Source organism: Synechococcus sp. CC9902 (assembly GCF_000012505.1).
Taxonomy (GTDB): Bacteria; Cyanobacteriota; Cyanobacteriia; order PCC-6307; family Cyanobiaceae; genus Parasynechococcus.
In genome coordinates, this window is record NC_007513.1 from 841,342 (window position 1) to 866,839 (window position 25,498).

Below are 25,498 nucleotides of genomic sequence, written 5' to 3' on the forward strand. Positions count from 1 at the left end.
ATATGGCTGAGGCAGTGTCATGCCCCGTTCCTCCTGAGCAGCGACCCCTCGAGGAATTTCAGCAGTTATCGACGTCTTGGTTTTTCTCTTGGCCGGTGGGCGACGAGCCTTTTCTGGCAAAGAGTCTGGCGATTAGCTGGATCATGGTTCTTCCGGTTTGTTTGTTGGTGGCCAGCGGAAGTTGGGCGTTAAAGCAGGACCCACCTCGATTAGTTGTTGCTGGCGCCGTGTCGGCTCTTGTTCTCCCTTTGTTTTTGCTGATGCGGCAATGGCTGGGTTGGACCTATGTGATGAAACGTTTGCTGAGCGAATCAGTTGATTACGAAGAATCGGGTTGGTACGACGGCCAAACTTGGGAAAAGCCCCTGTCTTGGCGTGAACAGGATCTTTTGGTGGCTCGCCATGAAGTGCGTCCGATTCTCGGGCGTTTGGGGCGTGCCATGGCAACCGCGGCAGCCTTGATGCTTGGCGGTGCCAGCCTCTGTCAGGCTCTTTGAACTGAACCGAACCACCCTTCAAGATGACCCTCTCATCGGGTTTCAGCTCTGCAGCGCGGTCCGGACAGGCCCCACTTCAGGTCACCCTTCGTCGGGGAACGATCAGTGAGTCAGTGCATCGGGTTCATGCCGTTGTTTGCGATGGTCAGGGACGCGTGCTCCTGTCGGCTGGAGACGCGGGCTTTGAAACGTTTATTCGCTCCGCACTCAAGCCATTTCAGGCTCTGCCGTTTTTGAGCAGCGGCGCAGCCGATCAGATGGATGTTGGTGAGCGGGGGATCGCGATTAGTTGTGCCTCCCACGCCGGCACCAATCTCCATGCGCGTGAAGCGTTCAAGCTGCTTTGGAAAGCTGAACTGGACCCCAGTCAGCTGCAGTGTCCTGTTCCCACCCATGGGGATAGCCCCTTGCAGCACAACTGTTCGGGAAAGCACGCTGCATTTCTGGCCACGAGCCGAAAGATGGCCTGGCCTTTGGATGACTATCTGCAGAGCGACCATCCAGTTCAGGTGGAGGTCAACCGTCGGGTGGCAGAGCTTTTGGGATTACCGGCGGATGAGCTTTTGGCAGCTCGCGATGATTGCGGAGCGCCGACGCTGCGCTTGCAACTCGCTCAAATGGCCCTGCTCTATGCCCACCTTGGGGCATCCCGACATGCCGAATTGGAACAGATCAGCAGAGCCATGCTGGCCCACCCTGATCTTGTTGCAGGGGAGGGACGTTTCGATACCGAATTGATGCGTCGCAGCCATGGTCAAGTGTTGAGCAAGGGGGGCGCCGAAGGGATTCAATGCCTCAGTCGGATCGGGGAAGGGTTAGGGGTCGCCATCAAAGTGGAAGATGGCTCGCGACGCGCCAAACAAGCAGTCGCCCTGTATTTACTCCGTGAGCTGGAATGGTTGACTCCCGTGAGGTTGCAGGAGTTGGAGGACGAGATGTTGGAGATCAGTCCGGGGGTCAAACTTGAGGTGAGCGGTGCGCTTCAGTTCAGGAACAGCTGAAGCAGCATCTCGGCTGAAATCAATGCTGGGAACACGCACCTGTATGATTATTTGGCTGCCGCGGGGTAGAGCAGTCTGGTAGCTCGTCGGGCTCATAACCCGAAGGTCGGGAGTTCAAATCTCCCCCCCGCCACCAAATCTGATTGAATTTGAGGTCCTCCAACGGAGGATCTTTTTTTTTGGCACTGAGTCTTGATGAGTAGCTCCAGCCAGATGGTCGAAGGTGTTTGGGACGCCATCGTTGTTGGCTCTGGAGCGAGTGGCGGCGTCGCCGCCATGACCTTGGCGGAAGGGGGGGCCAGGGTGTTGGTCATTGATGCGGGGCCGAACCTCAGCAGCAGCGAAGCACTGACCTCAGAGCCCGGCAATTTGATGCGTCGTTTGGCTGGTCTGATGAGTGGACAGCATCGACGTCAGGCCCAACACCCTGGGTACTGGAAAGCCAACCCCCGGTTATATGCCGATGAGCGGTTGCATCCCTACCACCATCCGCCCGATCGTCCGTTTCTCTGGACTCGTGGTTTGCAAGTGGGCGGTCGCAGCCTCACCTGGGGCGGCATCACCCTTCGACTGTCCGATGAGGATTTCACGGGTGTTCAACTCGAGGGTGAAGAGGTGTCGTGGCCGATCAGGAGCCAAGACCTAACAGCGCATTACTCCGCTCTAGAACAATTTCTGAAGGTGCATGGTGGATCCAACCACCTAACCCATCTTCCGGACGGAGCCACCGAGCCTGCTCTCCCCTCCACTGCCGCAGAACAACGCTTTATGGAAGCGGTAGCGGATCAGCTCGGCATCGATGTGATTCCATCGCGGGGATTTGGCCCCCACGACCCCAGCCGTGATGGCCCTTGGCCGCGTTCCAGCAGTTGTGGCAGCACCCTGCCCCGCGCAATGGCCACGGGAAGGGTCCAGCTGCTTTCCAATCACCTCGTCGAGCGCCTTGAGCTGACGTCTTCGGGTTCAAAAGCCACCGGAGTTGTCGCCGTTAACCAAGCCAATGGCAATCGCTATCTCATCCCTGGTGATCTGGTCGTGCTGGCCGCGTCCACCATTCAGTCGGTGTCGATCTTGTTGCGCTCGAGTGAGCAAGTTCAGCGGGGCGGTGTGGTCGATCCATCCGGGCGCCTTGGAACACGATTGATGGACCATGTGTCCACGAGTCAGTTTTTTGCGTTTCCAGGATCGAGCTCTGGGCCCCAGCCACCCCTCACTGGAGCCGGTAGCTTTTTTATTCCTTTTGGACGTCATCTCCATCAGCCTTCCGACCAGCCGACATTCCAGGGCGGTTATGGATTGTGGGGGGGGATCGGACGTTTTGACCCGCCGGCTGTCCTGAAGCGTCGGGCTAACACCACGACAGGATTTTTGATTGGTCATGGAGAAGTTCTTCCCCGGGCTGACAACAGGGTGACCCTGCAGGGACAAGTGGATCGTTGGGATGTGGCTGTTCCCCATATCAACTGCCAATGGAGCGCCAACGAATTGGCAATGGTGGATCACATGCGTGGACGGATTCAGGCTTGCATCTCTGCTGCAGGGGGGGAATCCTTGCCAATCAAAGACCTGTTTTACCTGCCTTTGGTCGAGCCCTTTTTAAAAGGCGCAGTGGCCCTAACCGAGGGGGCAGCTCCTCCTGGCTATTACATCCACGAAGTCGGAGGAGCGGCATTTGGTTGTGATGAACGCAGCAGCGTTCTCAACTCGAGCAATCAACTGTGGAGAGCACCAAATGTGCTTGTTGTGGATGGCGCTTGTTGGCCAACCTCCGCTTGGCAGTCTCCAACCCTCACGATGATGGCGATCAGTCGACGCGCTTGCCTCCTTGCCCTTAGGGATCGGACTGCATAAACAAATCGTCGAGATAGCGCTCGCTCACGGCCCGATTGTCGCTGCCGTTTTGGAAAAGAAAGTGGGCGAGCGCCGAACTCATCACCCGGTATTGATCCCAGCTGGGGTGATCTCCAATGAAATCCTTCATGCCGCGATACAGCACTTCAGGAATTTCTGCTTCGAGGCTGACGTAGGCATGGGTTTGCGCAGACGCACTCCTGATGAGGTGAGGCGTGCTTGTGGAAACAACAGCATCTGTTGCTCCCAAACCATGACATTTTTCCAAGTGGTTTCGATCCATTGAGTCTCGCTCTGACTCGTTGACGTCCATAAGAAAGCCACACAAACCCCGAATCCGTCAAAAGCACTGTTTTTTGCAAAATGCGTGGATGAGACCAGTCAAGAAATCAGTGTTTGCAACCGATATCAGCATTTCAGTTGGGCTGCTTATCCAGCCCGATGTCCGATCGAAGTGCCTGTCAAGACAGAATTTGGTTTTGATGCCGTCTTCACAGGCTCCAGGGGGGATGGGCGACTTGAGGAACTGCTTGTGGAAATCGGAACCAATGCTGTGGAAAAAGTGAGCAAGACAACCCCGATTTTTAAATGATTAACAAATCTGATATTTGGAAAATCTCGCCAGTCCTTGCTGAGATTGATGGCACCGCTGCTCTGAATTGCCTGGTTTTTCTTAAGACTTCTGAAGGGAATCCTTGGATGCTTTCAAGGTTTGGCTCAGCGTGACTGGACCCAGCGGATGTTCAGCGTGGGGATAGGGGGGGTGGTGATGCTCGTGATCCGGCTCGCCATGTTGATGGCTGTGTCCATGGCTATGAGCCCCAGGCGGGACTCCATCCGGTTGGCAGGCGCCTGTGCATTCGAGCTCGCAGAGCGTGCAGCTCTCAGCCAATCCCTCGACGTGATGGTGGTGACTTTCTTGGGCCCGTCCTACATCCTGTTCAAAGCCCAGCACCTGAGCTCTGTACTTGCAGAGGGAGCAATTCATTGCGGTATCTCCACGGAGCACCTCCTCCACCCGCTCTCTGAATGTGTCCACCACCATCGGGTGTTGGCCTAGGTAGCCGGCGGAGAGGAACTCCACATCGGGATAGTCGGCCGCCACTAGGTCGGTGTGCTGACGGATTCGACTCACGAGCACCCCAGAAAATAAAAAATAAGGAACCACAACGATGCGGCGGAACCCCAGTCGCACCACGTGTCGAAGGCCGGGATCCACGAGGGGGAACGTCACGCCGGAATAGACGGTTTCACCCCAGCCAAAGCCAAAACCCTCCACCAACATCCGCGTCACTTTCGCCACGTTTGAGTTGGCGTCGGGATCGGAGGATCCGCGCCCGACGACGACCAGCAATGTTTCGGAGACGGAGATGTCGTTGGATGCGCGCTCCAAAGCTTCTTGGACCCTGGACCCTGCTGCAGCCACCATCAATCGATCGACGCCCAACTCGCGGCCGTAGTCGATGGGCAGGCCCGTTTCCGCCGTGTAGGTATTCAGAACGGAGGGAATGTCGTTCTTGGCATGTCCTGCTGCAAACAACATGGCGGGGATGGCCAACACTTTGGTGACGCCCTGTTGGCGGAGTGATTCCAATCCTTCCCTCAGAATCGGTTGGGCAAACTCCAAGTAGCCGTGCTCTACAGGCATGGGAGCAAGCTTGGGTCGAAGTTTTTCGACCATTTGCGCAAATTCTTCAACGGCAAGCCTGTTGCGGCTGCCGTGGCCACAGATCAGAACCCCAAGGCGTTCAACGGATGGTTCTGCTTGGAAGTCGGCCAAGGCGTTCGTTTCGCTATACGAATGGCTAGACCCTATTCGGCGTGCAGCAATGGATCAGGCTCCCCTCGATCTATTCAATCCGCAGGCTCAAGATGCTGGCTCTCTGGAAGTCTTGTGCCCGTCTCAGGCTGAGTTGCCCGATTTGCTTCAAGGCTGGTCCGGGCCGCGGCCCTTGCGGGTCTGCAGTGGTGGGACAAGTTCAATGGCAGCAGCCCACAACCAATGCACGCTTGATCTACGACCGCAACTGAATCGGATCGCTTGGCAGAGCTCCGATCATTCCGTCTGGATTGGTGGTGGTTGTCGGATGGGGGATGTGCTTCAAGCCCTGCTTCCCCATGGTCAATCCATCGCAACCGGTTTGTCTGGTTTGCCCGGACTTGGCTATGTCTTGACAGGCGGAATGGGTCCCCGAAGCCGTGCGCTGGGTTTGGCCATTGATCACCTCCTTGAAATCCGTGGGGTGTGGGGAAATGGGGAGGAATTTTGGCTTCAGCGCCATCACGATGGCGATACACCTGAGTGGAGAGCTCTTTGTGGTGCTGCGCCGTTTCTGGCTGTCGTCACGGAGGTGCGTTTGCTCACCCATCCCCTGATTCCGCTTTGGGTTCAGCAGTGCCATGGTCCATCCGATGCACTCCCCGATTGGATCAAAGAGGCTGAAGCGTCGGATGCATCCATCAGCCTCCAGTGGCATTGGGGGGATGCCGATCGGGTGGACATCTTGCGGGTATACGACCAAGACCCTGGCCTTCCAGGACTTGAGCGCATCGACGGTTTGCATCAATTGCCCGCCTTGGTGGTTCCCCGTCCGGGAGCGGATCGTGTGCACTCTGAGGTGGTGGGTTTGTTGGGGCCTGCACGAGCCGCTGATTGGAACGATTGCATGCCTCTTCTTCTGGATTACATGCGTCGCCGTCCCCACCCTTCATGCAGCCTGTCGGGCCAGCAATTGGGCGGTGCTACCTCCCTGGTGCCCAGTGATCTCAGCTCGTTCCACCACCGTGACGCTGTTTGGAAGCCTTGGATGACGGCGGGTTGGGTCGCTGGTGATCTAGCGATGCGTCAACGCAGCCTGCAGTGGCTCGAGGAGCTTTGGCGTGTGTTGCAACCGCTCTGCCCAGGTGTTCATCTGGCGCAACTCCACGACCATCTTCCGTTTCATCAACGTGAACTTGAGCAAGCTTTTGGCGGTTGGCTGCCTGGCTTGAAAAGTCTTAAGCAGAAGTACGACCCCGCTGGCAACCTGCCGACGCTCTGATCTACGGTCGCGGCAGCCTACGGCGTTGGTCATGGCCAATCGATCCAGTTCAACTCTGGTGAATCAGTGGTTCTCTAATCCCAGTAAGGACCTGCTTTCAGGCCTGGTCGTCGCCTTCGCGATGATTCCAGAAGCGATTGCGTTCTCTGGAATTGCTGGGGTTGATCCCAAGGTCGGACTTTTTGGTGCCTTTTGTCTGTCCCTAACGATTGCGGTCGTCGGCGGACGGATGGCCATGATTACGTCCGCGACCGGATCAACAGCCTTGTTAATGACTGGCCTTGTGGCCAGTGGTGAAGGTATTGGCCCAGGTTTGGGGGTGAAATATTTGTTGGTGGCTGGTCTCGTAACCGGGGTCCTCCAGATTCTCTGGGGTTACATGCGATTGGCCGATCAGATGCGCTTTGTTCCCCAGGGGGTCCTCAGCGGATTTGTGAATGCCTTGGCTCTGCTGATTTTTCAAGCGCAGCTTCCCCAACTTGGTTTTGGCGGTGGGCATGGTGAGGGAGGTGACCATGCGGCGGGTTTGTTGTTGCCCCATGGCGGCCAGGTGCCGGTGGTGTGGGCTTTGGTGATGTTGGGGCTCGTGATCATTTATGGATTGCCACGGCTGACGCGGGCTGTTCCCTCTCAGCTGGTGGCGATCGTTGTTCTCACGGCCATCAGCATTGGGTTCCACTTCGACATCCCCACGGTCAGCAGCCTCGGCAACCTTCCAGATGGCTTGCCCAGCTTTGGCATTCCCTTCGGACAAGGCAGTGGAGGTGTGCCCTTCAACCTTGAAACCCTCGGTTTGGTCTTGCCCACTGCTTTGGCCATCTCCCTAGTGGGCTTGATGGAAAGCTTTCTCACACAAGACATTCTTGACGATAAAACCGATTCACCCTCCAACAAAAATGTTGAAGCCCGCGGTCAAGGCATCGCCAACATCGTGTCTTCGCTTTTTGGCGGTATGGCTGGCTGCGCCTTGGTTGGTCAATCGGTGATGAACATCGACAACGGCGGCAGAACCCGCCTTTCGACATTGTTCTCGGGCGTCAGTCTGTTGGCCATGATCCTTTTGGCAGGCTCCTGGCTGAAGCAGATTCCAATGGCTGCTTTGGTAGCCGTGATGATCAGCATCGCGGTGAGTACTGCCGACATCAATGGCCTGCGCAATGTGCGTCGGATTCCAAAGAGCGACACCTCCGTGATGCTGATGACGTTTGCCGTCACCATGCTCACGACGCCGCACAACTTGGCGCTTGGAGTGTTGGCCGGTGTTGCCTTGGCCGGCATTTTGTTCAGCCGCAAAGTTGCCAAGGTGATCCGGGTGGAATCGGATCAGATCAGTGCTCAAGAACGCCACTACCGGGTGATTGGTCAGTTGTTTTTTGTCAGCACGATCTATTTCGTCCAAGGATTTGATCTGCACGATCATCCCGAGCGGATCAGCATCGACCTCTCGCAGGCCCATATCTGGGATCAAAGTGGTGTAGCAGCCCTGGATCAAGTGATCCGCAAGTTACGCCTCGGTGGCTCAGAGGTCACCGTTGTGGGATTGAATCAAGAATCCCTTGATTTATTTGAACGGATTGGAGGGCAAGAGTCATCCCATGCTTAAGGTTTTAAGGCTGTTTTCTGCAGCATGGTGATGCACATGTTGAGGTCGTTATTCATCGCGACCAAGCGTTGATTGATTTGTTGACTATTCGGTGCTGTGTTCACATAATTCGCGGTGACGTCCGCACCAATACCGAGAAGTAAGCAAAGGGTTTCGATATCACCGTGATCCTGAGCGCGTTCCTTTGCTCCCTCCAGCAAGACGCCTAGAAGGGCCATTTTGTTGTTGTAATTGCTTCGATCTTCCTGTCCCCATGCATGGACTGGTGTTGTCAAGCCCAGTCCGATGAACCCAGCTAGCAGCCAGCAGCGCAGTTTCATGTGGGGGGCTGTCAGCCCCCAGAAGGTACCGGTGTTTTGGGTTGTTGCTTGAAGATCTGGGACAATCCGATCCGATCCGTCCCATCAACGATGTCCCGACCCATCTCTAGACGTCTGATTGGTGCCGTCGGCGGTTTAGTTGGTTTGATCAGTGGATGCGCCACCCTGAGTGATGGCACTAGTTCCAGGTTGGACTTAGTGCAGTCGAGGGGTGAGTTGTTGTGCGGCGTGAGTGGCAAGATCCCTGGCTTCAGTTTTTTAAGTCCTGAAGGGCGCTACGCCGGCTTCGATGTAGACATTTGCAAGGCGATGGCCGCGGCTTTTGTTGGCGATAGCGCCAAGGTTCAATACCGCCCCCTGACCGCGCCGGAGCGATTCACAGCATTGCGGTCTGGGGAGATCGATCTTCTCTCACGCAACACGACCCATACCCTCAGCCGTGACGCAGCCGGGGGGAATGGACTCAGCTTTGCCCCCACGGTGTTTCACGATGGGCAGGGATTGATGGTGTCGGTGGGGAGTGGCGTCCGTTCGATCGCTGATTTGAGTGGCAAAGCCATTTGCGTCGGATCGGGAACGACCACTGAACAGAACTTGAATGATGCGTTTGCAGCGCAGGGTCTTCCCTACACCCCGATCAAATACCAAGACTTAAACCAAGTGGTGGGAGGTTATTTGCAAGGTCGTTGTGCCGCGATGACCTCCGATCGTTCACAGCTGGCTTCCGCTCGTTCTGGATTTAAAGACCCTCAACAACACGTGATTTTGGAGGACCGGTTGAGTAAAGAACCCCTCGCTCCAGCCGTCGTTGGGGGTGATCAGCGGATGGCCGATGCGACCAATTGGGTGGTGTATGCCCTCATCGAAGCGGAGGAGCGTGGCATTACTCAAGCCAACCTTGACGATGTTTTGGAACGGGCAGTTGCGGATCCATCGCAGGCCGCGTTGCGTCGTTTCTTGGGGGTGGATGGAGGCCTCGGAGCGAAGCTCGGTTTGCCGGACGACTTCGTGGTGCAGGTGATTCGGGCGACTGGTAACTATGGCGAGATCTACAACCGTCATCTCGGCCCCGGAAGTGCCGTCACCATCCCCAGGGGTCCCAATCGTCTGGGTGTTGAAGGTGGTTTGATGATTGCTCCGCCGTTCACTTGATGCCCCAGATGTTTCGTCAAGGACGCTTCTGGGTTCAGCTTTGCGTTGTTGTTGCCTTGATCGCGTTTGCCGGTCTGTTGATTAACAACATCACCGTGAATTTGATTCGCACAGGTCTGGGACTTGATTTCGGTTGGCTATGGCGTCCGGCGGGTTTCGCCCTTGCAGAGACTGCGCTGCCCTATGCCCCAACCGACAGCTATGCCTGGGCCCTGACCATTGGTTGGTTGAACAGCCTCAAGGTGATTTTGGTGGGGTTGTTGCTGGCCACCACGCTTGGGGTGGCAGCTGGAGCTGCCCGGAGCAGTCGCAATCGCTTGTTGCGCAGTCTTTCTGGTGGCTATGTGGCGTTGATTCGCCAAGTGCCGCTGTTGCTGCAGTTGCTCTTTTGGTATTTCGTGGCCTTTTTGGGGTTGCCAGACACTCCCGTGGGTGGATTGATCCACTTCTCCAACCAGGGCATACGCCTTTTGGGGCTGAATCTCAGCGTGGAGTTTTGCTCGGTGCTTACGGGGTTGGTGGTGTTCACAGGAGCCTCGATCGCCGAAATCGTTCGAGGCGGAATTAATGCGGTGTCGCGTGGCCAGTGGGAAGCCTTTCGAAGTCTTGGTTTGTCGGAGGGTTTGGGTCTACGCCGGATCGTCTTGCCCCAGGCCTTGCCGGCGATTCTTCCGGCGCTCACCAGTCAATATCTCAACCTTGCGAAGAACAGCACGCTTGCCATTGCGGTGGGTTATGCCGATCTCTACGCCGTGAGTGATACAACCATCACTCAAACGGGCCGTGCCATTGAAGGTTTTCTGTTGTTGTTGCTCAGTTTCTTGTTGCTGAATTTGCTCCTCAGTGGCGGTATGGCCTTGATGAATCGGGTGGTGCTGGGTCGTCTGCAGAGGAGTCGCTGATGAACCGATGGTTGGATCGTTGGCTCACTTTGCTTCTGTTGGCGTTGATCGGTTGGGCGGGTTGGTCTTGCCTGCACTGGTTATGGAATGGGGCCGACTGGACGGTTGTGATGACCAACTTGCCGCTCTATGCGGTGGGCAGTTATCCGGAGGATGAACGTTGGCGGCCCTTGCTTTGCATCGTGGCTGTTGTTGTTCTGATCGTGATCACCTTGGTGGGTCCGCGTCAGGCCGGTTGGCGCCGAGCCATCCCACTGCTTTGGAGTGGGATGGCTCCCCTTGGCCTCTGGCTTCTCGCCGGGGGGCTTGGCCTTGCGCCTGTGGGAACGCAGAGTTGGGGTGGATTCAGCCTCACGCTGCTGCTCACGGCTGGAAGCGGCATGTTGGCGTTGCCGCTCGGGGTTTTATTAGCGCTGGGGCGTCGCAGTGATCTTCCTGTGCTGAGAGGGAGCAGCACGGCTTACATCGAGTTGATGCGGGCCGTACCTCTCATTGCGGTGTTGTTTTTTGGACAGCTATTGATTCCCCTGTTCCTGCCACCTGGGGTGGAGATCAACCGTGTGCTGCGGGCTGTGGTGGCCTTTGCCTTGTTTGCAGCGGCTTACATCGCTGAAGATGTGCGCGGCGGTCTTCAAGCGATTCCACCCACCCAGCGGGAGGCGGCGATGGTGCTCGGGCTTTCACCGCGACAAACCCTGCAGCTGGTGGTGTTGCCCCAAGCCTTTCGCGTTGCCTTGCCTTCTCTGACCAATCAAGCGGTGGGCTTACTTCAAAACACAAGCCTGATGGCGATTTTGGGATTGGTGGAACTGTTGGGGATCAGCCGCAGCCTGTTGGCGAATCCAGCCTTCATTGGTCGTTATCTCGAGGTGTACATCTGGCTTGCTGCGGTTTACTGGCTGGCGTGCACGGCGATGGCTCTGCTGGCCCGTCACCTTGAAATCCAGCTCGACCCAGTCCGTTCTGCCCGATGACGATCGCTATTCGTGCCACTGATCTGGTGAAGAGCTATTCCCCAGGGCTGCGGGCTCTTGATGGGGTTTCGCTGGACGTGACCAGTGGCGAGGTGTTGGTGGTGATGGGGCCTTCGGGCTCGGGTAAGAGCACCTTGATTCGCACCTTCAATGGATTGGAAACGCTGGATAGCGGCGAACTGGATGTGCTCGGTGTGCGGTTGGATGCCGCCCATGAGGAACGCCAAGTGCGGGCGATTCGCGAGCGGGTGGGGATGGTGTTTCAGCAGTTCAACCTGTTCCCCCACCTCTCGATTCTCGACAACATCACCTTGGCGCCAATCAAGGTGCAAAAGCGTGCCAAAGCCGCGGCGGAGCAGCGCGCGATTGAGCTGCTCGATCAGATGGGAATCCGCGAGCAAGCGCGCAAATATCCGGCCCAGCTCAGTGGTGGCCAGCAGCAGCGCGTTGCAATTGCGCGGGCCTTGGCGTTGGATCCAGAGGTGATGCTTTTTGATGAGCCCACCAGTGCGTTGGATCCAGAGCGGGTGAAGGAGGTGCTGGATGCGATGCGTCAGTTGGCGCAGGGCGGGATGACGATGGTTGTGGTGACCCATGAGCTTGGCTTTGCCCGCGAGGTGGCCGACCGGGTGATGTTCATGGATCAGGGCCAAGTGGTGGAAACGTCAGACCCGCAAACCTTTTTCAGCAATGCCCGGGAAGAACGCAGTCGACGTTTTCTCAGCCAGATGATGTGATCGTGTACTCGATTTTCTCGTCGTCCGAGCAGCAAAAATCTCTGTAATAACGCTCCAGTTCGTCGTAAGCCGCGTCGTAGCTCGCGAACGTGAGTGCCGTCAGCTTGTCGGAACGCCCATCACTTCGCACCAGTACGTAGGAGTTGTTGGGCCTTCGGGCCTCAGGCATCACACAGGGGAAGTTGTTGTAGTGCCCGTTCGACCGCGGTGATTTCGCGTTCTGTTTCCAGCCAGCTTTCGTTCTCGACGGGTAGCGATTCCACCTGCTCGGCGAGCACCGTCATCAGGTGTTCGAATCGTCGTTGGAGAGTTTTGCGAAGCATGCGTCTCTTGTGGACGATCGCCACCCTGGCACATCGCGGGGCGCCTCCTAAGTTTTTGAAGTGTTCCTGCGGCGGGCGTTCTGCGGTTCCTGCTTGAGCTGCTTCCGTGCTTGCTGATCGGTTTTTGGATCGGTGGGCAGCATCCGAATTTGGCTGGTCGCTTCGCTGTGCCGCTGGTGCGCTTCGGCGTTCCGATCAGCGTGATGGGGTTGCTGTTGAAAAGCGGCCTCCATGGTGATGTGTTGCAAGCCGCGGGCCTTGCCGTATTGGCGGTGTCCACGGTGTTGCTGGTGGGTGGGTGGCGATCCAAGGCGCTAGGGCTCGTCACCCCTTCGCTGTTGCTGGGGAGCTGTATTGGTAATACGGCCTACTTCGGTGTTCCATTGGCGTTGGCTTTTTTGCCGCCCGAAGCCCTCACGATCACCATTGGCTACGACCTGGGTGCAACATTGCTCACCTGGAGTGTTGGTCCCCAACTGCTTGGTGCCGCTGCCGCCAGTCGATGGCTCGCCCTGCGTCAGCTGCTCATCAGCATGGGCCGTAGTCCGGCGACGCGTGGCCTTATGGGGGCCTTGCTGATCCAGCTGACGCCCTGGAGAGCTGCCATCACGGAGGGCCTCTGGTGGCCATCCCGGATCGTGATTGTGCTGGCGTTAATGGTGGTCGGGATGCGTCTTGGCAGCCTGACGCGGCAAGGAAACCCCCCTTCCTTAATCGGGGCGGGCCTTGGCCCAGCTTTGGTGGTCAAGCTCTTGCTCTATCCCTTGCTGCTTTTGATGTTGGGTGTGTTGTTTGGCTTGGATCCCTTGATGGTTCAGGCACTCGCGCTTCAAGGGGCGGCACCAACAGCTATTTCAATTTTGCTGATTGCAGAGTCCGTTGGACGCGATCAGGAGCGGGCGGCTGCGCTGGTGTTTTGGAGCACCGTTCTTGCGGTTCTCACAGCCCCTGTTTGGGGCTTCATGTTGCAGGTTCTGGTTTGAGCTTTTTTGTTTGCAATTACCCCTATAGGAAATGGCGAAAGGTGAGGTTGATTCGCATCGTTTTCACTTTGCGGCGTTGGGGCACGCTGTGCATCCAATGCCCTTGGCAGCCGGGATGCATGATCAGCAAATCGCCGTCAGCCAGTGGGATCGCTGCTCGCTTGGGTTGATCACCGCGATGTCTGAACAGAAAGTCTCGCGTTGATCCCAGCGAGAGGGACGCAATTGGTTGTGTCTGGTCGATTTCCGGCTCGTCGTCGGCATGCCAGCCCATGCGGTCGTCGCCATCGCGGTAAAGATTGAGAAGGCAGCCGTTGAACTGAGCTTGAGCAATGTGGTTCACCTGCTCGACTAACGGATGGAACCATTCCGGCCATCCCTCCCCGACATGGATGGCACCGCTGTAGCGGTACTGCAGTCCCTGCTCGGCTAAAAAAACGGTCTTACGCGGCACGCGGTGGTACTTGCCAAACACCTGCACGAGCGGCTGCTCCCAGGAGATGTTGTGCTCCAGCAGCAGCTGCCATCGTTGGGCATCGTCTGTAGACAGCCAGCCGGGGAGGAGCGACCAATCGGTTGGTTCATCGGTGCTGATGATTGGGTCCATTCGTGACGTCGGATGACAAGCCCATTTTTTGACGGGAACCTTCCCATACATTCGTATCTATGGGAGCACGCATTAGCCAGGACGAATTTCTTAAACGAGCCGAGCAGCGTTTTGGCGATCAGTACAACTACGAAGGGATGAATTGGCGGAGTTATAAAAGCCCCGTCAAAATTCGCTGCACGCACCACCCTGTGCAGGACATCAACATCACCCCTGAGAAGCATTTGCAAACCCTGGGGGGATGCCGTCACTGTCTGAGAGAACGGCGGGTGGCGTCGTTGGAACGGGAGCTGAATCGCAAATCGGCGGAACGCCCCACTGACAATCAGATGGTCAAGCCGGTTGCCAAGATCTCATCGAAAACCGTGTCTAAAACCATTGGCAAAAACGCTTTGGTTGATTTGTCTTCATCCAGGTTGAGCACCCCGAAGCACTAGCCGCTTCTAAGGCGCCATCGACACGCGCTGATAGCAGAACCACAGCCACTGTTGAAACAGGAGATTGCGATGCGAACGCCAGAGTGTTTGCCTGTGGTCTGGATCAAAATTTTCTGGAGGAGGAACGTCGCCGCGCGCTTTGTCCCGTTCCATCTCGCCCATCATTCGGCCAACGTTGTATTCGGGGTGGCCGAGGTGCATCAGTTGCCGTTGATCGGGCGTTTCGAAAATTGTGTAGCCCACCTTTTCTCCATGGGCCAACAGGCGAAGACGGCCTTGGCGCTGCGCTGATTCCATCGCTGAATCCAGCAGACCTGCATGCCGGCTCTGCGGGCAAAGAAACTTGTCATCTTGGGTACCCATCAGTGGGTGTCCTGGAACCAGGCTGCGCATCGGATAAACCCCAAAGAGTTTCCTCTCGAACGAGATCTTGTCGACACCTGCCATATAGGCCAGGGCAAATCCCGCCCAGCACAATCCCAGGGTGCTTGCACAACTTTGACGAGCTTCTTCGATGAGTTTGGTGAGTTCTTTCCAGTAGCGCACGTGTTCAAACGGCAGATGCTCAACGGGGGCTCCGGTAATGATCAATCCATCCAAAGGCCCTTTGGATCGAGCTTCATCCCAAGAGACATACAGCTGATTGAGGTGATCCTGGTCCCAGCTTTTATAGGCATGGGAGTTCAAGCGAATCCAGATTGGTTCGATTTGGAGTACAGATAACCCCAAGGGATGTAGCAAATTAAATTCATACTGCTTCCCCAGGGGCATGATGTTGAGGATGCCAATGCGCAGCGGTCGGATGTCCTGAAGTTCCGCCTGTTTGGCTTCAATCCAGGAAATCCGGTTGCGTTCAATCGCCGATATTTTGTGATAACTCCGAGGAAGAATGAGCGCCATAGATCCTTAATCGACGCTCAATTCAGGCTCGCCAAGGCCTGTTCAAAATCGGCCTTGATGTCATCAATGTGCTCAATGCCAACCGACACCCGCACCATGGTGGGAGTCACACCCGCGGATGCTTGCTCGTCTTCGCTCAGTTGTTGGTGGGTGGTGGAGGCTGGATGGATGACGAGGGTTTTGGCATCCCCAACGTTGGCTAGATGGCTTGCGAGTTTGAGGCTGTTGATGAATCGCACCGCATCGTCGAAGCCCCCCTTCAGCGAGAACATCAACATGCAGCCCATGCCGCGACCGGTGAGGTATTTCTTCGCTGCTGCGTGATACGGGTCGCCGGGGAGACCGGGGTAACTCACATGGGCCACGTTGGGGTGACCATCGAGCCAGGTGGCCATTTCCATGGCGTTCTCTGTATGGCGCTCAACGCGCAGGCTCAGGGTTTCGAGACCTTGCAGCAGCATGAAACTGTTGAAAGGGCTGATCGCTGGACCCCAGTCACGAAGACACTCCACTCGGGCCCTCAAGGCAAAGGCGATGTTGCGCTCGTCTGGTAACCCCAGCATCTTGCAAATATCACTGCCGAAACCGAAGGCATCCCAGTGCACCAAGCCGTGATAGGCCGCGCTCGGCTCACTCATCAGTGGGAATTTTCCGTTGCCCCAGTTGAAGGTACCGGCATCAACGATGACTCCACCCAGGCTGGTGCCATGGCCACCAATCCACTTCGTGGCGCTTTCCACAACAACGTCGGCCCCATGTTCAATCGGCCGTAGCAAGGCACCTGCGGCGCCCAGGGTGTTGTCCACAATTAGTGGAATCCCCCGCTCTTTAGCGAGTGCCGACAAACCCTCGAAATCAGGGATGTTGAAACGGGGGTTACCCATCGCTTCGACATACAGCGCCTTGGTGTTGTCATCAATTTGCGCAGCGAAACTGGCCACGTCGTCACCGTCGGCAAAACGAACGTTGATGCCTAAACGGGGAAATTGAACTTTGAACTGGTTGTAGGTGCCGCCATACAAATAGGACGTGGAAACAAAGTTGTCTCCCGCTTGCATGCAGTTGGTAATGGCCAGGAATTGCGCCGATTGGCCTGATGCTGTGGCGACTGCCGCGACACCGCCTTCGAGGGCAGCCACTCGCTTCTCGAAGACATCCGTCGTGGGATTCATCAAACGGGTGTAGATATTCCCGAATTCCTTGAGCCCAAACAGGTTGGCTCCGTGTTCTGCGTCGTTGAAAACGTAAGAACTGGTTTGATAAATGGGCACTGCCCTGGAGTTGGTCGCACTATCAGGCGACTGGCCGGCGTGGAGCTGAAGGGTCTCAAAACGCTGGGACATCAGACCAGATCAATCAAGCTTTGATTTAGTTCTAGTCGTCTCTACGCATCTGGCAGCTCTGGTTTGTCCGTTTCTGCCAAAGAGGGGAATGTGGTTCGAATCAGGGTGTGGATTTCACGGTGCGCCTCGCGTCGGAATCCTTCGATTCCATCGGCGCTCAAGATTGGGTAAGTGCGATCGCTGGCGTCAACGTCGCGCAGATGTTTCCAGCGATTGCTTTCTTTTTCCTTCAGTGCCGTCAGCGCAGCTTGGAAGTCGTAGGCCTTTGTGGTTCCAAGGGCAGCTGCTTGAGAGGCCAGGGTTTCACGGACGGGACCAAGCGCTTTGGCCTTGAGGGTGTCCGGTAAACCAAGCACCGGCTCGTAGTGATCGAGGATGCGCAGCTCGGTCTCCAACAGCACAGGCCAGGCACCTTTGTCTCCATCGCTGAGTCCCATCTCCGCTTCAGCAGCAGCCATGGCATCGCATTGGAATCGGAGCCAGCTGTAATAGCTCTTGTCCTTCAAGGACTTTTTGGCTGCAGCCCGTCCAGACAAAATTTTAGGGAGTGCGTTTTCCGCTTTCCGGAGAAACAAGCGATCTTCCCGCTCGAGATTCATGGCTCCCCAGCGCTGGCGATATTCCCAGAGCTCGACATATCTGACAACCTCGGCCTCTGACCAGCCGAGGCCCTTCAGTTCATCGCCACGGTGAGAAGTTTCCTTGGGCACCCGTTGCACGCATCACGCCTTCAATCAGGGTAGGTGTTGATGCTCAATTTGCTGGAGGCCGACTGATCGGATGGGTTTTGAGGTAGTCCTTCACAGTGATCGGTTCGGCTTGGTTGTAGCCCACGGGCAGCCATAGGTCGCCATCGGCGGCGTTGAAGTGGATTTCCCAGTGATAGAGGCCGTTGTAGGCCTGTGGATCCTCCCGTATTAATGAGGCATACAGCAGAACAGCACGTCCGTAGTAGTCGCTGTTGTTGTACCCCCACAACCCTTGGCGGATATCCCTGAGCCCACCGCGTCTCACCAAATAACGGGCTGCAGCTTGAATTGCATCGTGCGGATCGCGAATGTTGCCTTGTCCGATCCCTGCTTCCGCCCAGGTGGTGGGTAAGAACTGCATGGGGCCTTGCGCATTGGCCACTGAAATGCCATCGATGCGCCCCATGCCGGTTTCAACCAAATTCACTGCGGCCAGAACCTCCCACTCAATGCCTGTGGCGGCCTCGGCTTTGCGGTAGTAGGAGAGCAGGTTTTCCGCCGGTTCTGGAGCAATGATTCGCCAGGCGGGTAAAACCGTTGGGCGGCGAGTCCGACCCATCCGTAAAAATTCCCCCCGAGCGGCCAAATGCCGCTCAGCCACACTGCGCCATTGAGCGGGGAGTGCCGCAACCACTTCTGAAGACAGGGTTGGGTTGGCGGAGAGAACCCGATAGATCACTTGTTGTTGATGCCCCAGATCGGGGAGGGATCCTTCAGGGGTTGTTGGGTCCCTTAAGGCGGTCTCAACCGTGTTGAGCAGTGCAGCAATCTTTTGGGGATGGGAGGGCACCTTCGGGTAGCTGCGAACCTTCGCGATCGTGGGTTGCTTGCCGATTGCGGCTGGACTCTCTGGCGAGCCGCCCAGCGAGGGAAGCGCAACTGTTTTGGGTTGTTTTATCCCCAACAATGCCAGCGTCGTGGCGGCAGCCACAAAGGCAATCAGAGCAGAACGTCTCCGCATCTCGTTGTCTATGGGCAGTGGCGTGACCCTACGGCCCACTCAGCCCTTAAGGAAGGTGCTTCGGTCGTGAAAATCAGCTTTTGCCTGGTGGCGATGGGCCCAGTGACTTAACCCTGCATCTCCATGGTCGATCACGGCAGAGAGGTTCACCTCGGGACACACCCCAGCAGACCACCATGGCGCTAAGGGAAGACGAACGTCCACGCGAAGGTGATGGTGCAAGCGTTGGATCCCAATCTCTGGGTCTTGCTTCAGCATCTGCGGTTGCTGGCCACTGCGATAGCTCTCGAAGCTGTAGACCGCCCAATCGCCATTGGGGGAAAGATTGATCTCCCAATAACGGCTTTGATTCGGCAAGGCCAAAAATGCTTCAAAACAGGTGGCTTTCCAGAGACCATCTCGACGGTTCCCCTCCTGGGGGCCGTCATCTAGGGGGGAGGGAAGCACCAGCGTCGAGAGACCGGGAGGCGCTAACGCAAGCAGTCCATAGCTGAGCTCTAGCCAACCATTGCTGTTCCAAACGAGCGATGCACTGACTTGAATATCACTGGGAATGGAACGCTCGAAGGGGGTCAAGCGCGCCACCTGACGCAGCATGACGGCGGGGCGAGGCATCTCTTTTAGTTCACGGGTCGATCGCTGAGGCGTTGGATGAGGCGTTGAAGCGCCGGCATCTGATTCTCGATGTCTTGCACAAGCTTGAACTGAACAGCGGCGCGTTGAAGATTGTGGCTTGGTCGATTTGTTTTGAAATAAACGTTCCCTTCAAGATGATCCGTAAGGAAGCGCAGTCCGAGTTCCAGGGGGATCAAACGAATGCAGTCTGGGAGGTAATGAAGATCCCATTCACTCAGAAAGCCGCGCGCAACCTTGATATACCCCTCCAGCATCGCTTCACAGAGGTTTAAGTCAAAACCAACGCTCTCTAGATCGGTGGTTTCCTCGCCCGCTGCGTTGCAACAGGAACGAATGCAATCGCCGATGTCGTAATGGATTAATCCTGGTTTAACCGTGTCGAGGTCAATCAGGCCGACGGCCTTGCCGCTGGTCTCATCGATCATCACGTTGTTGATTTTGGGATCTCCATGGATTGGCCGATGCTGCAACTCGCCGCGGGCCAGAGCAGCTTCGAGCACATCAACCCCTTCTCGACGCTTGTCGATGAAGGTGCAGGCCGCTTGTTCGGCGGGATCCAGCACAGAACAAGAATTGAGCACGGTATCGAAACGATTGAGATACTCTGGCGTTACGTGGAAGTTTTCAAGGGTGTCAGCCAGTTGGTGAATGGCTAGGTCGTGAATCAAGTTGTGGAACATGCCAAGCCCATACCCCAGCTCGTTCGCTTGGTTGCAATCCTGAATCTCGTTGCTGGTAGTTGCAGCGCTGATGTAAGTAATTGAGCGCCAAAACTCCCCGTTGTGCTCAACCCATGCGGAGTCTTCGTTTCGGCAGGGCACAATTCTCGGAAGTTCCCAGCGTCGCCCTTGAAGCTCCGGTGGTGGCGTGGCCATCCGCCGGTCCATGTGTGCACCCAGTGCTTGCAAGTTGCGCATCACTAAATCTGGACGTTCAAACACGGCTGTGTTCAGCCGCTGCATCACAAAACTCCCCCTCTTGTTTGCCCCTTCGTGGGTGACAAGAAAGGTTTCGTTCACGTTTCCCGAGCCGAGGGTCCGGATCGCCGTGATCTGTTCACGGGGATGGAAGCGATCGGCGATGGCTTCCAGGGCCTCGGTCATCGATAGTCGCACTGGTCTTATGCCAAAACCTTGCCGTTAACCGTTGGGAAGTCCTTCTCTCGGTGTGCGGAACAACAGGCGACTACGACTCAAGTGTCCATTTGCGATTCAATCAAGTCCATGAGCTGTAGGTGGGCGGCTACACCTGCTTCATTGGCTTCATCCAGGGTTACTTCGCCGCGCATGGCCTGCCGCGCGTTATCGGCGATCACAGCATTCACCAGGAGGTCGAGGGCCTCTGGAATTTCAAGGTTTTGCAGGGCCTCGCCATAGCGACGGCTATGGCTAGGTCGTACCGATTCCTGGCAGTAGCTGGATAGTTCCCGACTTTCCGTCATCACTTGATAGGCGGTTTCCTTCACACCAGGGCGTCCATAGATCGCCATGTACAACAAATTCACCATGGAGGCGTCATGCACTGGGATTGCATATTTGCGGGCAATTTGTGGCCAGTAGCGCAACGATTTCAGCCCTTCCAGCCCCCCTTTTCGCATCCCGGCTGCTTCACACCACTCTTCGAGTTCCTCCATGGAATGCGGGCAACGACCTTGTTCCTGCATGCGCATCGCGAGCACCTGGCCGGCTTGGAAATTCCGCGTAGGACTGCCAGAAACCGGCAACATCATGCTGCCGCGGACATCCGCCACCATGGCGGTGAGCTGGCTGAACGTGTGGTCGCGCACCTTTTCGAAATCCCCGTCTCGAACAAGCGTTGCCTCAATTCTGGGCACCGCATACCCCAGCTCTGTGAGGGGAATCGGTTGCCGGTGATAAAGCTTCTGGCGGTCTGGACGCGCCATCGACACCGTGGCGGCCTGGTCCATGCACTGATCAAGAAGCAGTGTCAGCAACGTGGGCAGCACCCCAGGGTTGTCTTGGTGAAAGGTGTACCCAAAACCAGCAAACACGGAGGCCATGTTTTTGGCCGCTTTGATGTATTGCCCTTCAACGTTATGAACTCCAGCTGCTACTTGAATGTTGGGGGAAAGTTGATCGAGTAATTGCGCTCCCAGCATTGCCGTAAGGGCGTTGGGATGGCAGAAATTGGCGGTGAAACTATCAAAAGGATTGCGAAGGGCCCCATGGCGATGAAACCCTGAGAAAAAGGCCAAGTTGGGCTCCTTTTCGCAGAGCACATAGGCGCTGTTACTGATTGGATCGTGGTTAAAGGAACCGGCTAGACAAGCCAAAACCACTTGATCACGTCCCAGCTCTTCTCGCAGGCGCGTGGCTTCCAGCAAATCCTCTTCAATGTGATTGCTGTTGGCGCTGAGCACCACGAGCTCACAGCGTCGAATTAGGTCTTCAAGGGTGTTGGGAGTTCGCTCAGTGCCCGTGCGGTGGGTTCCCATATCGAGCACGGTTTCCACGTGCCCGGGATCCATGTTTTTGATGGATTCCGCCGGGAAGGCTCCAAGCAGCTCACGACCAAGTCGAGGGGCAAGCAACAACCGTCCTGCCTCGTTCTGCATCGCGCAGTTGTAGGCCAGTGATGCGGGATAAAGCCCGACGCTGTAGAAGCCAACTTTTCCGGCCACAACTTCATGAATCCTGCGTCGGATCGACACGGCATCCAGGCTTTGGTCGAAAAAAGAATTGCGCATGGCTTCTAGCCTAAGCAGGGCCGTTCGAGAGCCTGAAAGCTCCGGGGTAATTCGATGACACTCACTCTGTATGGCGGTCCAAAAACGCGGGCCTCGATGCCGCGTTGGTACCTCGAAGAGCAGGGGATTGTTTACGACTTAGTGGAATTGGACTTGCGGGGGAACCAGCACCGACAAGCCGACTATCTCCAGGTCAACCCCTTCGGAAAATTGCCGGCCCTCGTTGATAGCAGTGTTCAAGCCATGGATGGAACACCGCTCAAGTTGTTTGAATCTGGAGCCATCCTTCTCCACTTGGCAGAACACCATGCTGGACAGATCAAGTCAGCTGCTGAACGCTCGTTAAGGGTTCAGTGGTTGCTCTTTGCGAATGCAACCTTGGCGATTGCACTGTTTGTACCCAGCAATCGGGAGCGAGAATTTCCGCGTCTCATGCAGGCGCTGAATCACCATTTGACCCCTGGCCGTCCCCTGGTCGGTGATCAGTGGGGTGCAGCCGATTGCGCTGTAACTGCTTATCTCGCCTACTTACCCATCTTTTTCCCCCAAGAGGATTTGTCGCCGTATCCAGCAATTCAGGCGTTGATCACGGCCACCCAGCAGCGTCCTGCTTATCGCAAAGTGATGGGCATGGATTGATTGGAGGCGGTGTAATGCACTGAAAGCCTGATTCCGATGTCGCCAACGTCCCGAGAATTGTTGTTGGCATATCGCTGGCCGGCTGCCGTGGTCGTATCGAGTTTTGTGTTGGCCACCACGGCGATTCAAATCCTCAGCAAGCCAATACCGATTCGGATTGAGGGTGGTTTGCAGGTCGACAAGCTCGTCTTACCCGCGAGTGTGACCATTCGATCGAATGAACCTTTGCCGGTTGCGGTTCGTGAGGATGTCGTGATTACAGGAACAACTCCCTTGGCGGTTCAAGGCCAAGTTCAGGTGGGTGGAGAGGTGAAGGCCAATGTTCGATCCATCGAGACTCCTGTTCAGGTGAATGCGGCTGTCACGGTGAACGAAACGGTGAACGTGAACGGAAAAGTCAACGTGGGAGGGAAAGTGATGGTTGAAGGAAATGTTGGAGCGAAAGTGAAACCCACCCTGCTGCCGTTGCCGTTGCCTTGATTAGGCCCGTCGGTTGCGGGGGGCTGCACCGTCTCCCCGAAGCAACCCTTTTTCCCATCGAGAAACTTGACGAAGGGTAAGTCCCGCCAGGGCTGCAACGACGACACCAACGGCACTCCATACCCCGCCTTGGCCTAACCCCACCAGAGCAGCAGCACCCCACAACACCGCCCATGCCCAAGGCCGGGCAGTGCGGATTCGTCTCAGAGCTGTGGAGCAACTGCGACACGATTGGGTATGGCTGTAAAAACGATCCATCAAGTCTGTGGTTCGCCGACGTTCGGGTAGGGATTCCCCCGCAAATGGCTCACCGCCGTTGTTGTTCAGCCAGCGATGGAGTGCGGCCACATAGACGTCGGCTCTATTAGGCATAAAGAAGGCTCGATCCGCAGCTGGACTGCCACCAGCTCGCTCCAAAACTCGTTCCTGCCAATGCAGAAAAACTTGATCGTCCTCCAGCACTTTGTGGTTGCCGATGTGCTGGAGCCATCGCGGTCGTAGGCCGATGAGGAGTTTTGGGGCGGCCGACTGAAATTGGAAGGGAAAACGGGCAAATAAGCGACATTCACCGCGTCGAATTGGTACGGCATAAACCACCGTGAGGATTCGGGCGAAGCCCTTCGCTGTGAGGTCATGCCACATCAACTGGGGGGCCTGAAAACGAGTGGTTTGGGAACCGAGCTTTCCCCGACGGGGACCCTCCTCCCAAAAAGCATCAAAGCCGTCCTCAGCCTCTCGGGTAATCGTGGCCAGCACTGGCGATGCATTGTTTCGATTGCCGACGGTCTTGTGGTGGGTGAAAGGCACATGGCTCACGTCGAGCACGTTCTCCAGCAGGGTCACGGCATCCATGGGGAGGTCGCGAAAGGTGTCCTGCAGCGTCCAGCTGGTGGGGTCCTCCTCCAGGGCTGGTACGAGGGGTAAGGGATGCTGATTGGCCGAATCCGGCTCTCCCGTCCAAACGAACAGAAGGCCCTGCCCTGTTGCTGTTGGGAGGCTGGAGCAGCGTGATCGGCGTGCCTCCGGTTTGGTGTTGTCGGTTGCTTGCGGAATTGAACGGCAATGGCCTTCCCCATCGAAACTCCAGCCGTGATATGGACATTCCAGGAGTCCCTCGTCATTGATCCGGCCCTCGCTGAGGGGCACAAGCCTGTGGGGGCAAACATCAGGGAACACGCGCCAGGAGTGTTGTTCAGCCTGTGCGTCCCACCAGATCACCAGGTCTCGCTCGAGCAGTGTGAAGCGGTTGGGTTGGCGGCGATCCAGGTCCTGGAGGTAAGCGATTGGCCACCACTGTTCTGTCCAAGTGGAATGCATCACAACGTCCTTCCAGGACCGACATGATCGCGCTCGCCTCGGCTTGTTGCGACTTGGCCTGGTGCGACAACCGTGGGAAGGTGACGGCTCGATGCCGCGAGTGCCGTGCAGCGCCTCAGCCCCGATCAACTGTTGCAGGAGCTCTGTGGTGTTGAGGATCTTTTGATCGTTCAAGACCTTGATGGGGTCTGTATGCAGCTGGTGAATGATCCACTCACACGGCAGATGGATGGGGCCTATGTGATGGCAGCGGGTCAGCTGGGGGATACCTTTGCAGTGCTCACCAATGGTGAGCACGAGGGGCGCCGGGGCGTGAATCGACTCGTGGAACAGGCCCTCAGTGCAGACCATGATCCGGCTCAAGCCGGGTTGTACTTGCGCGGACTCGCGGCCGGTGGTGTCCAATTTCAGGACCGTTATGGCCAGCTCAGTCATCCGGGGGTGAGTGAGGCCGAGATCGCGTTTTTGGCCGCGGCTCCCTTACGGATGGAAGCGTTGCTGAAAGACGGCTTGCCGGAGATCTTTCCCCTGCACTCGTTGGAGCAAATCGCTCAGCTTGCCCATGCAGCCGTCTTGGATACCCAGGTGTCTCCGACGGTGAATCTCAATGGAATCTTTGCTGCGATTCCAGAGGATGTCGAGAAGCAGCGGATGATGCAGACCCTGCTCCAGCGCTTGATGGAAACGCTGCTGGCCGATGCGGAGAAGCAGGGCCTTGAGGGTTCATTTTTTCTGCACGTAGCTCCCAACCTTGGACGCAATGCCGATGGTATGGAACGTCTTAAGCCTGCGGTGAAGGGTGATGTGGGCACCACTGATATTCAGTTCATGCTGAGTGGTTCGATCAAAGAGGCCGGCTTGTTGGTGCTGCTGAATCAATACATGGCCCGACGTTATGGGGAGGTGCCCTTTGGTGATGATTTCAATGTTCGCGTTGCTCCACAGACCCATGACGCGTTGTTGAAGCTTGTGCAGGATCGAATACCCGCGGAGCGGATGCCATTGCTTGTGGGGGTGGGTGACACGGTTACCTCCAATCCTTCTACCGACGGCGCCACCTGGTTGCGGGGTGGAAGCGATCGTGGGTTTTTAACCCTGCTCCAAGCGTTGGGATCCTGGAGCGGGAGAGAAAACCGCGTGGTTGTCGTTGACAGCAGTCATGGTGAAGTCGATCGCCCAAGCCTCTCTGACCCTGCCCTTAGGGGTATTTCAGATCCTGAAGACCCGCTAAGGCTCGATGTGTTGATGACGGCAGGGCCAAAGCAATACATCAACTGGTTCTGCCAATTGGCTGCTCAACGCTCGTCAAGTCCTGCCACGATCTAGATGACCAAGTCC

General features: G+C 56.6%; 29 protein-coding genes and 1 tRNA gene. 16 read left to right on the top strand and 14 right to left on the bottom strand.

From position 1 onward, the window contains the following. Nucleotides 1–2 precede the first annotated feature (2 nt). The 4 genes from SYNCC9902_RS04225 (at nucleotide 3) to SYNCC9902_RS04240 (ending at nucleotide 3,349) form a co-directional block, all read left to right on the top strand. Nucleotides 3–497, top strand: coding sequence for a CGLD27 family protein (locus SYNCC9902_RS04225; RefSeq protein WP_011359643.1), 495 nt, complete (start codon nucleotides 3–5; stop codon nucleotides 495–497). A gap of 23 nt (nucleotides 498–520) precedes the next feature. Then, nucleotides 521–1,498, top strand: a complete 978-nt coding sequence (locus SYNCC9902_RS04230; protein ID WP_011359644.1) for an asparaginase — start codon at nucleotides 521–523, stop codon at nucleotides 1,496–1,498. 59 nt (nucleotides 1,499–1,557) lie between these two features. Next, nucleotides 1,558–1,634 (top strand) — tRNA-Met (locus SYNCC9902_RS04235). A 59-nt stretch (nucleotides 1,635–1,693) separates the two neighbouring features. Then, a complete protein-coding gene (locus SYNCC9902_RS04240; RefSeq protein WP_011359645.1) occupies nucleotides 1,694–3,349 on the top strand; it encodes a GMC oxidoreductase in 1,656 nt (551 codons plus the stop codon). On the opposite strand, the gene SYNCC9902_RS04245 is transcribed toward SYNCC9902_RS04240, so the two are convergent. Further along, nucleotides 3,330–3,632 (bottom strand): DUF2811 domain-containing protein, encoded by a 303-nt coding sequence (locus SYNCC9902_RS04245; protein WP_041424893.1) that lies wholly within the window; start codon nucleotides 3,630–3,632, stop codon nucleotides 3,330–3,332. The genes SYNCC9902_RS04240 and SYNCC9902_RS04245 overlap by 20 nt on opposite strands. 84 nt (nucleotides 3,633–3,716) lie before the next feature. On the opposite strand from SYNCC9902_RS04245, the gene SYNCC9902_RS04250 reads away from it, so the two are divergent. Then, the gene (locus SYNCC9902_RS04250; RefSeq protein ID WP_041424895.1) at nucleotides 3,717–3,941 is read left to right on the top strand and encodes a hypothetical protein; all 225 of its coding nucleotides are present in this window, start codon (nucleotides 3,717–3,719) and stop codon (nucleotides 3,939–3,941) included. 81 nt (nucleotides 3,942–4,022) lie between these two features. Here SYNCC9902_RS04250 and SYNCC9902_RS04255 read toward each other — a convergent pair whose 3' ends face one another. Beyond that, nucleotides 4,023–5,129, bottom strand: coding sequence for a sirohydrochlorin chelatase (locus SYNCC9902_RS04255; protein WP_011359647.1), 1,107 nt, complete (start codon nucleotides 5,127–5,129; stop codon nucleotides 4,023–4,025). Between the two features lie 49 nt (nucleotides 5,130–5,178). Between SYNCC9902_RS04255 and SYNCC9902_RS04260 the strand changes: the two genes are divergently transcribed. Together SYNCC9902_RS04260 and SYNCC9902_RS04265 are read left to right on the top strand one after the other, a co-directional pair. Then, entirely contained in the window at nucleotides 5,179–6,390 is a 1,212-nt protein-coding gene (locus SYNCC9902_RS04260) for an FAD-binding oxidoreductase (protein WP_011359648.1), read from the top strand. A 31-nt stretch (nucleotides 6,391–6,421) separates the two neighbouring features. Then, nucleotides 6,422–7,993 (top strand): SulP family inorganic anion transporter, encoded by a 1,572-nt coding sequence (locus SYNCC9902_RS04265; protein ID WP_011359649.1) that lies wholly within the window; start codon nucleotides 6,422–6,424, stop codon nucleotides 7,991–7,993. On the opposite strand, the gene SYNCC9902_RS04270 is transcribed toward SYNCC9902_RS04265, so the two are convergent. Continuing rightward, nucleotides 7,990–8,313 carry a hypothetical protein gene (locus tag SYNCC9902_RS04270; RefSeq protein WP_011359650.1) on the bottom strand — a complete coding sequence of 108 codons (324 nt, stop codon included), beginning with the start codon at nucleotides 8,311–8,313 and terminating at the stop codon, nucleotides 7,990–7,992. The genes SYNCC9902_RS04265 and SYNCC9902_RS04270 overlap by 4 nt on opposite strands. A gap of 90 nt (nucleotides 8,314–8,403) precedes the next feature. Between SYNCC9902_RS04270 and SYNCC9902_RS04275 the strand changes: the two genes are divergently transcribed. From SYNCC9902_RS04275 to SYNCC9902_RS04290, 4 genes are read left to right on the top strand one after another with little or no spacing between them, the layout of a single operon-like run. Next, the gene (locus SYNCC9902_RS04275; protein ID WP_041425342.1) at nucleotides 8,404–9,465 is read left to right on the top strand and encodes an amino acid ABC transporter substrate-binding protein; all 1,062 of its coding nucleotides are present in this window, start codon (nucleotides 8,404–8,406) and stop codon (nucleotides 9,463–9,465) included. Nucleotides 9,466–9,473: 8 nt separating this feature from the next. Next, nucleotides 9,474–10,367 (top strand): ABC transporter permease subunit, encoded by an 894-nt coding sequence (locus SYNCC9902_RS04280; protein WP_041425344.1) that lies wholly within the window; start codon nucleotides 9,474–9,476, stop codon nucleotides 10,365–10,367. Then, complete coding sequence (locus tag SYNCC9902_RS04285) at nucleotides 10,367–11,341, top strand: amino acid ABC transporter permease (RefSeq protein ID WP_011359653.1); 975 nt, start codon at nucleotides 10,367–10,369, stop codon at nucleotides 11,339–11,341. The genes SYNCC9902_RS04280 and SYNCC9902_RS04285 overlap by 1 nt, the downstream gene beginning before the upstream one ends. Further along, nucleotides 11,338–12,078, top strand: a complete 741-nt coding sequence (locus SYNCC9902_RS04290) for an amino acid ABC transporter ATP-binding protein (RefSeq protein ID WP_011359654.1) — start codon at nucleotides 11,338–11,340, stop codon at nucleotides 12,076–12,078. The genes SYNCC9902_RS04285 and SYNCC9902_RS04290 overlap by 4 nt, the downstream gene beginning before the upstream one ends. Here the strand turns inward: SYNCC9902_RS04290 and SYNCC9902_RS11990 are convergent. After that, complete coding sequence (locus SYNCC9902_RS11990) at nucleotides 12,062–12,247, bottom strand: hypothetical protein (protein ID WP_071818400.1); 186 nt, start codon at nucleotides 12,245–12,247, stop codon at nucleotides 12,062–12,064. The two genes, SYNCC9902_RS04290 and SYNCC9902_RS11990, sit on opposite strands and share 17 nt — an antisense overlap. Next, on the bottom strand, nucleotides 12,240–12,401 hold the full coding sequence (locus SYNCC9902_RS12670) for a hypothetical protein (RefSeq protein ID WP_198001752.1): 162 nt from the start codon (nucleotides 12,399–12,401) through the stop codon (nucleotides 12,240–12,242). Before SYNCC9902_RS12670 ends, SYNCC9902_RS11990 begins: the two co-directional genes overlap by 8 nt. Before the next feature lie 110 nt (nucleotides 12,402–12,511). Here SYNCC9902_RS12670 and SYNCC9902_RS04295 point away from each other — a divergent pair, with 110 nt between their 5' ends. Further along, on the top strand, nucleotides 12,512–13,384 hold the full coding sequence (locus SYNCC9902_RS04295; protein ID WP_011359656.1) for an AEC family transporter: 873 nt from the start codon (nucleotides 12,512–12,514) through the stop codon (nucleotides 13,382–13,384). 22 nt (nucleotides 13,385–13,406) lie between these two features. On the opposite strand, the gene SYNCC9902_RS04300 is transcribed toward SYNCC9902_RS04295, so the two are convergent. Continuing rightward, a complete protein-coding gene (locus SYNCC9902_RS04300; RefSeq protein WP_041424900.1) occupies nucleotides 13,407–13,991 on the bottom strand; it encodes an alpha-ketoglutarate-dependent dioxygenase AlkB family protein in 585 nt (194 codons plus the stop codon). 59 nt (nucleotides 13,992–14,050) lie between these two features. Between SYNCC9902_RS04300 and SYNCC9902_RS04305 the strand changes: the two genes are divergently transcribed. After that, nucleotides 14,051–14,428, top strand: coding sequence for a hypothetical protein (locus SYNCC9902_RS04305; protein WP_011359658.1), 378 nt, complete (start codon nucleotides 14,051–14,053; stop codon nucleotides 14,426–14,428). A gap of 6 nt (nucleotides 14,429–14,434) precedes the next feature. Here SYNCC9902_RS04305 and SYNCC9902_RS04310 read toward each other — a convergent pair whose 3' ends face one another. From SYNCC9902_RS04310 to SYNCC9902_RS04340, 7 genes are all read right to left on the bottom strand, one after another. Then, on the bottom strand, nucleotides 14,435–15,328 hold the full coding sequence (locus SYNCC9902_RS04310; RefSeq protein WP_011359659.1) for a homoserine O-succinyltransferase: 894 nt from the start codon (nucleotides 15,326–15,328) through the stop codon (nucleotides 14,435–14,437). A 17-nt stretch (nucleotides 15,329–15,345) separates the two neighbouring features. Then, complete coding sequence (locus SYNCC9902_RS04315; protein WP_011359660.1) at nucleotides 15,346–16,671, bottom strand: O-acetylhomoserine aminocarboxypropyltransferase/cysteine synthase family protein; 1,326 nt, start codon at nucleotides 16,669–16,671, stop codon at nucleotides 15,346–15,348. 41 nt (nucleotides 16,672–16,712) lie between these two features. Continuing rightward, entirely contained in the window at nucleotides 16,713–17,381 is a 669-nt protein-coding gene (locus SYNCC9902_RS04320) for a hypothetical protein (protein WP_011359661.1), read from the bottom strand. Nucleotides 17,382–17,424: 43 nt separating this feature from the next. Further along, on the bottom strand, nucleotides 17,425–18,381 hold the full coding sequence (locus SYNCC9902_RS04325; RefSeq protein WP_041424903.1) for a lytic transglycosylase domain-containing protein: 957 nt from the start codon (nucleotides 18,379–18,381) through the stop codon (nucleotides 17,425–17,427). 39 nt (nucleotides 18,382–18,420) lie between these two features. Further along, the gene (locus SYNCC9902_RS04330; RefSeq protein ID WP_011359663.1) at nucleotides 18,421–18,996 is read right to left on the bottom strand and encodes a DOMON-like domain-containing protein; all 576 of its coding nucleotides are present in this window, start codon (nucleotides 18,994–18,996) and stop codon (nucleotides 18,421–18,423) included. A gap of 5 nt (nucleotides 18,997–19,001) precedes the next feature. Beyond that, nucleotides 19,002–20,120: a phosphotransferase enzyme family protein gene (locus tag SYNCC9902_RS04335; protein WP_011359664.1), complete on the bottom strand. Its 1,119-nt coding sequence runs from the start codon at nucleotides 20,118–20,120 to the stop codon at nucleotides 19,002–19,004. 89 nt (nucleotides 20,121–20,209) lie between these two features. Next, a complete protein-coding gene (locus SYNCC9902_RS04340) occupies nucleotides 20,210–21,724 on the bottom strand; it encodes a hypothetical protein (protein ID WP_011359665.1) in 1,515 nt (504 codons plus the stop codon). Nucleotides 21,725–21,778: 54 nt separating this feature from the next. Here SYNCC9902_RS04340 and SYNCC9902_RS04345 point away from each other — a divergent pair, with 54 nt between their 5' ends. Both SYNCC9902_RS04345 and SYNCC9902_RS04350 read left to right on the top strand, forming a co-directional pair. Further along, nucleotides 21,779–22,363, top strand: a complete 585-nt coding sequence (locus SYNCC9902_RS04345) for a glutathione S-transferase family protein (protein ID WP_011359666.1) — start codon at nucleotides 21,779–21,781, stop codon at nucleotides 22,361–22,363. Between the two features lie 36 nt (nucleotides 22,364–22,399). Further along, complete coding sequence (locus SYNCC9902_RS04350) at nucleotides 22,400–22,843, top strand: hypothetical protein (protein ID WP_011359667.1); 444 nt, start codon at nucleotides 22,400–22,402, stop codon at nucleotides 22,841–22,843. On the opposite strand, the gene SYNCC9902_RS04355 is transcribed toward SYNCC9902_RS04350, so the two are convergent. Next, the gene (locus SYNCC9902_RS04355; protein WP_011359668.1) at nucleotides 22,844–24,160 is read right to left on the bottom strand and encodes a Rieske 2Fe-2S domain-containing protein; all 1,317 of its coding nucleotides are present in this window, start codon (nucleotides 24,158–24,160) and stop codon (nucleotides 22,844–22,846) included. Nucleotides 24,161–24,265: 105 nt separating this feature from the next. Here SYNCC9902_RS04355 and stpA point away from each other — a divergent pair, with 105 nt between their 5' ends. Next, on the top strand, nucleotides 24,266–25,486 hold the full coding sequence (gene stpA, locus SYNCC9902_RS04360) for a glucosylglycerol 3-phosphatase (RefSeq protein WP_011359669.1): 1,221 nt from the start codon (nucleotides 24,266–24,268) through the stop codon (nucleotides 25,484–25,486). Nucleotides 25,487–25,498: the final 12 nt, after the last annotated feature.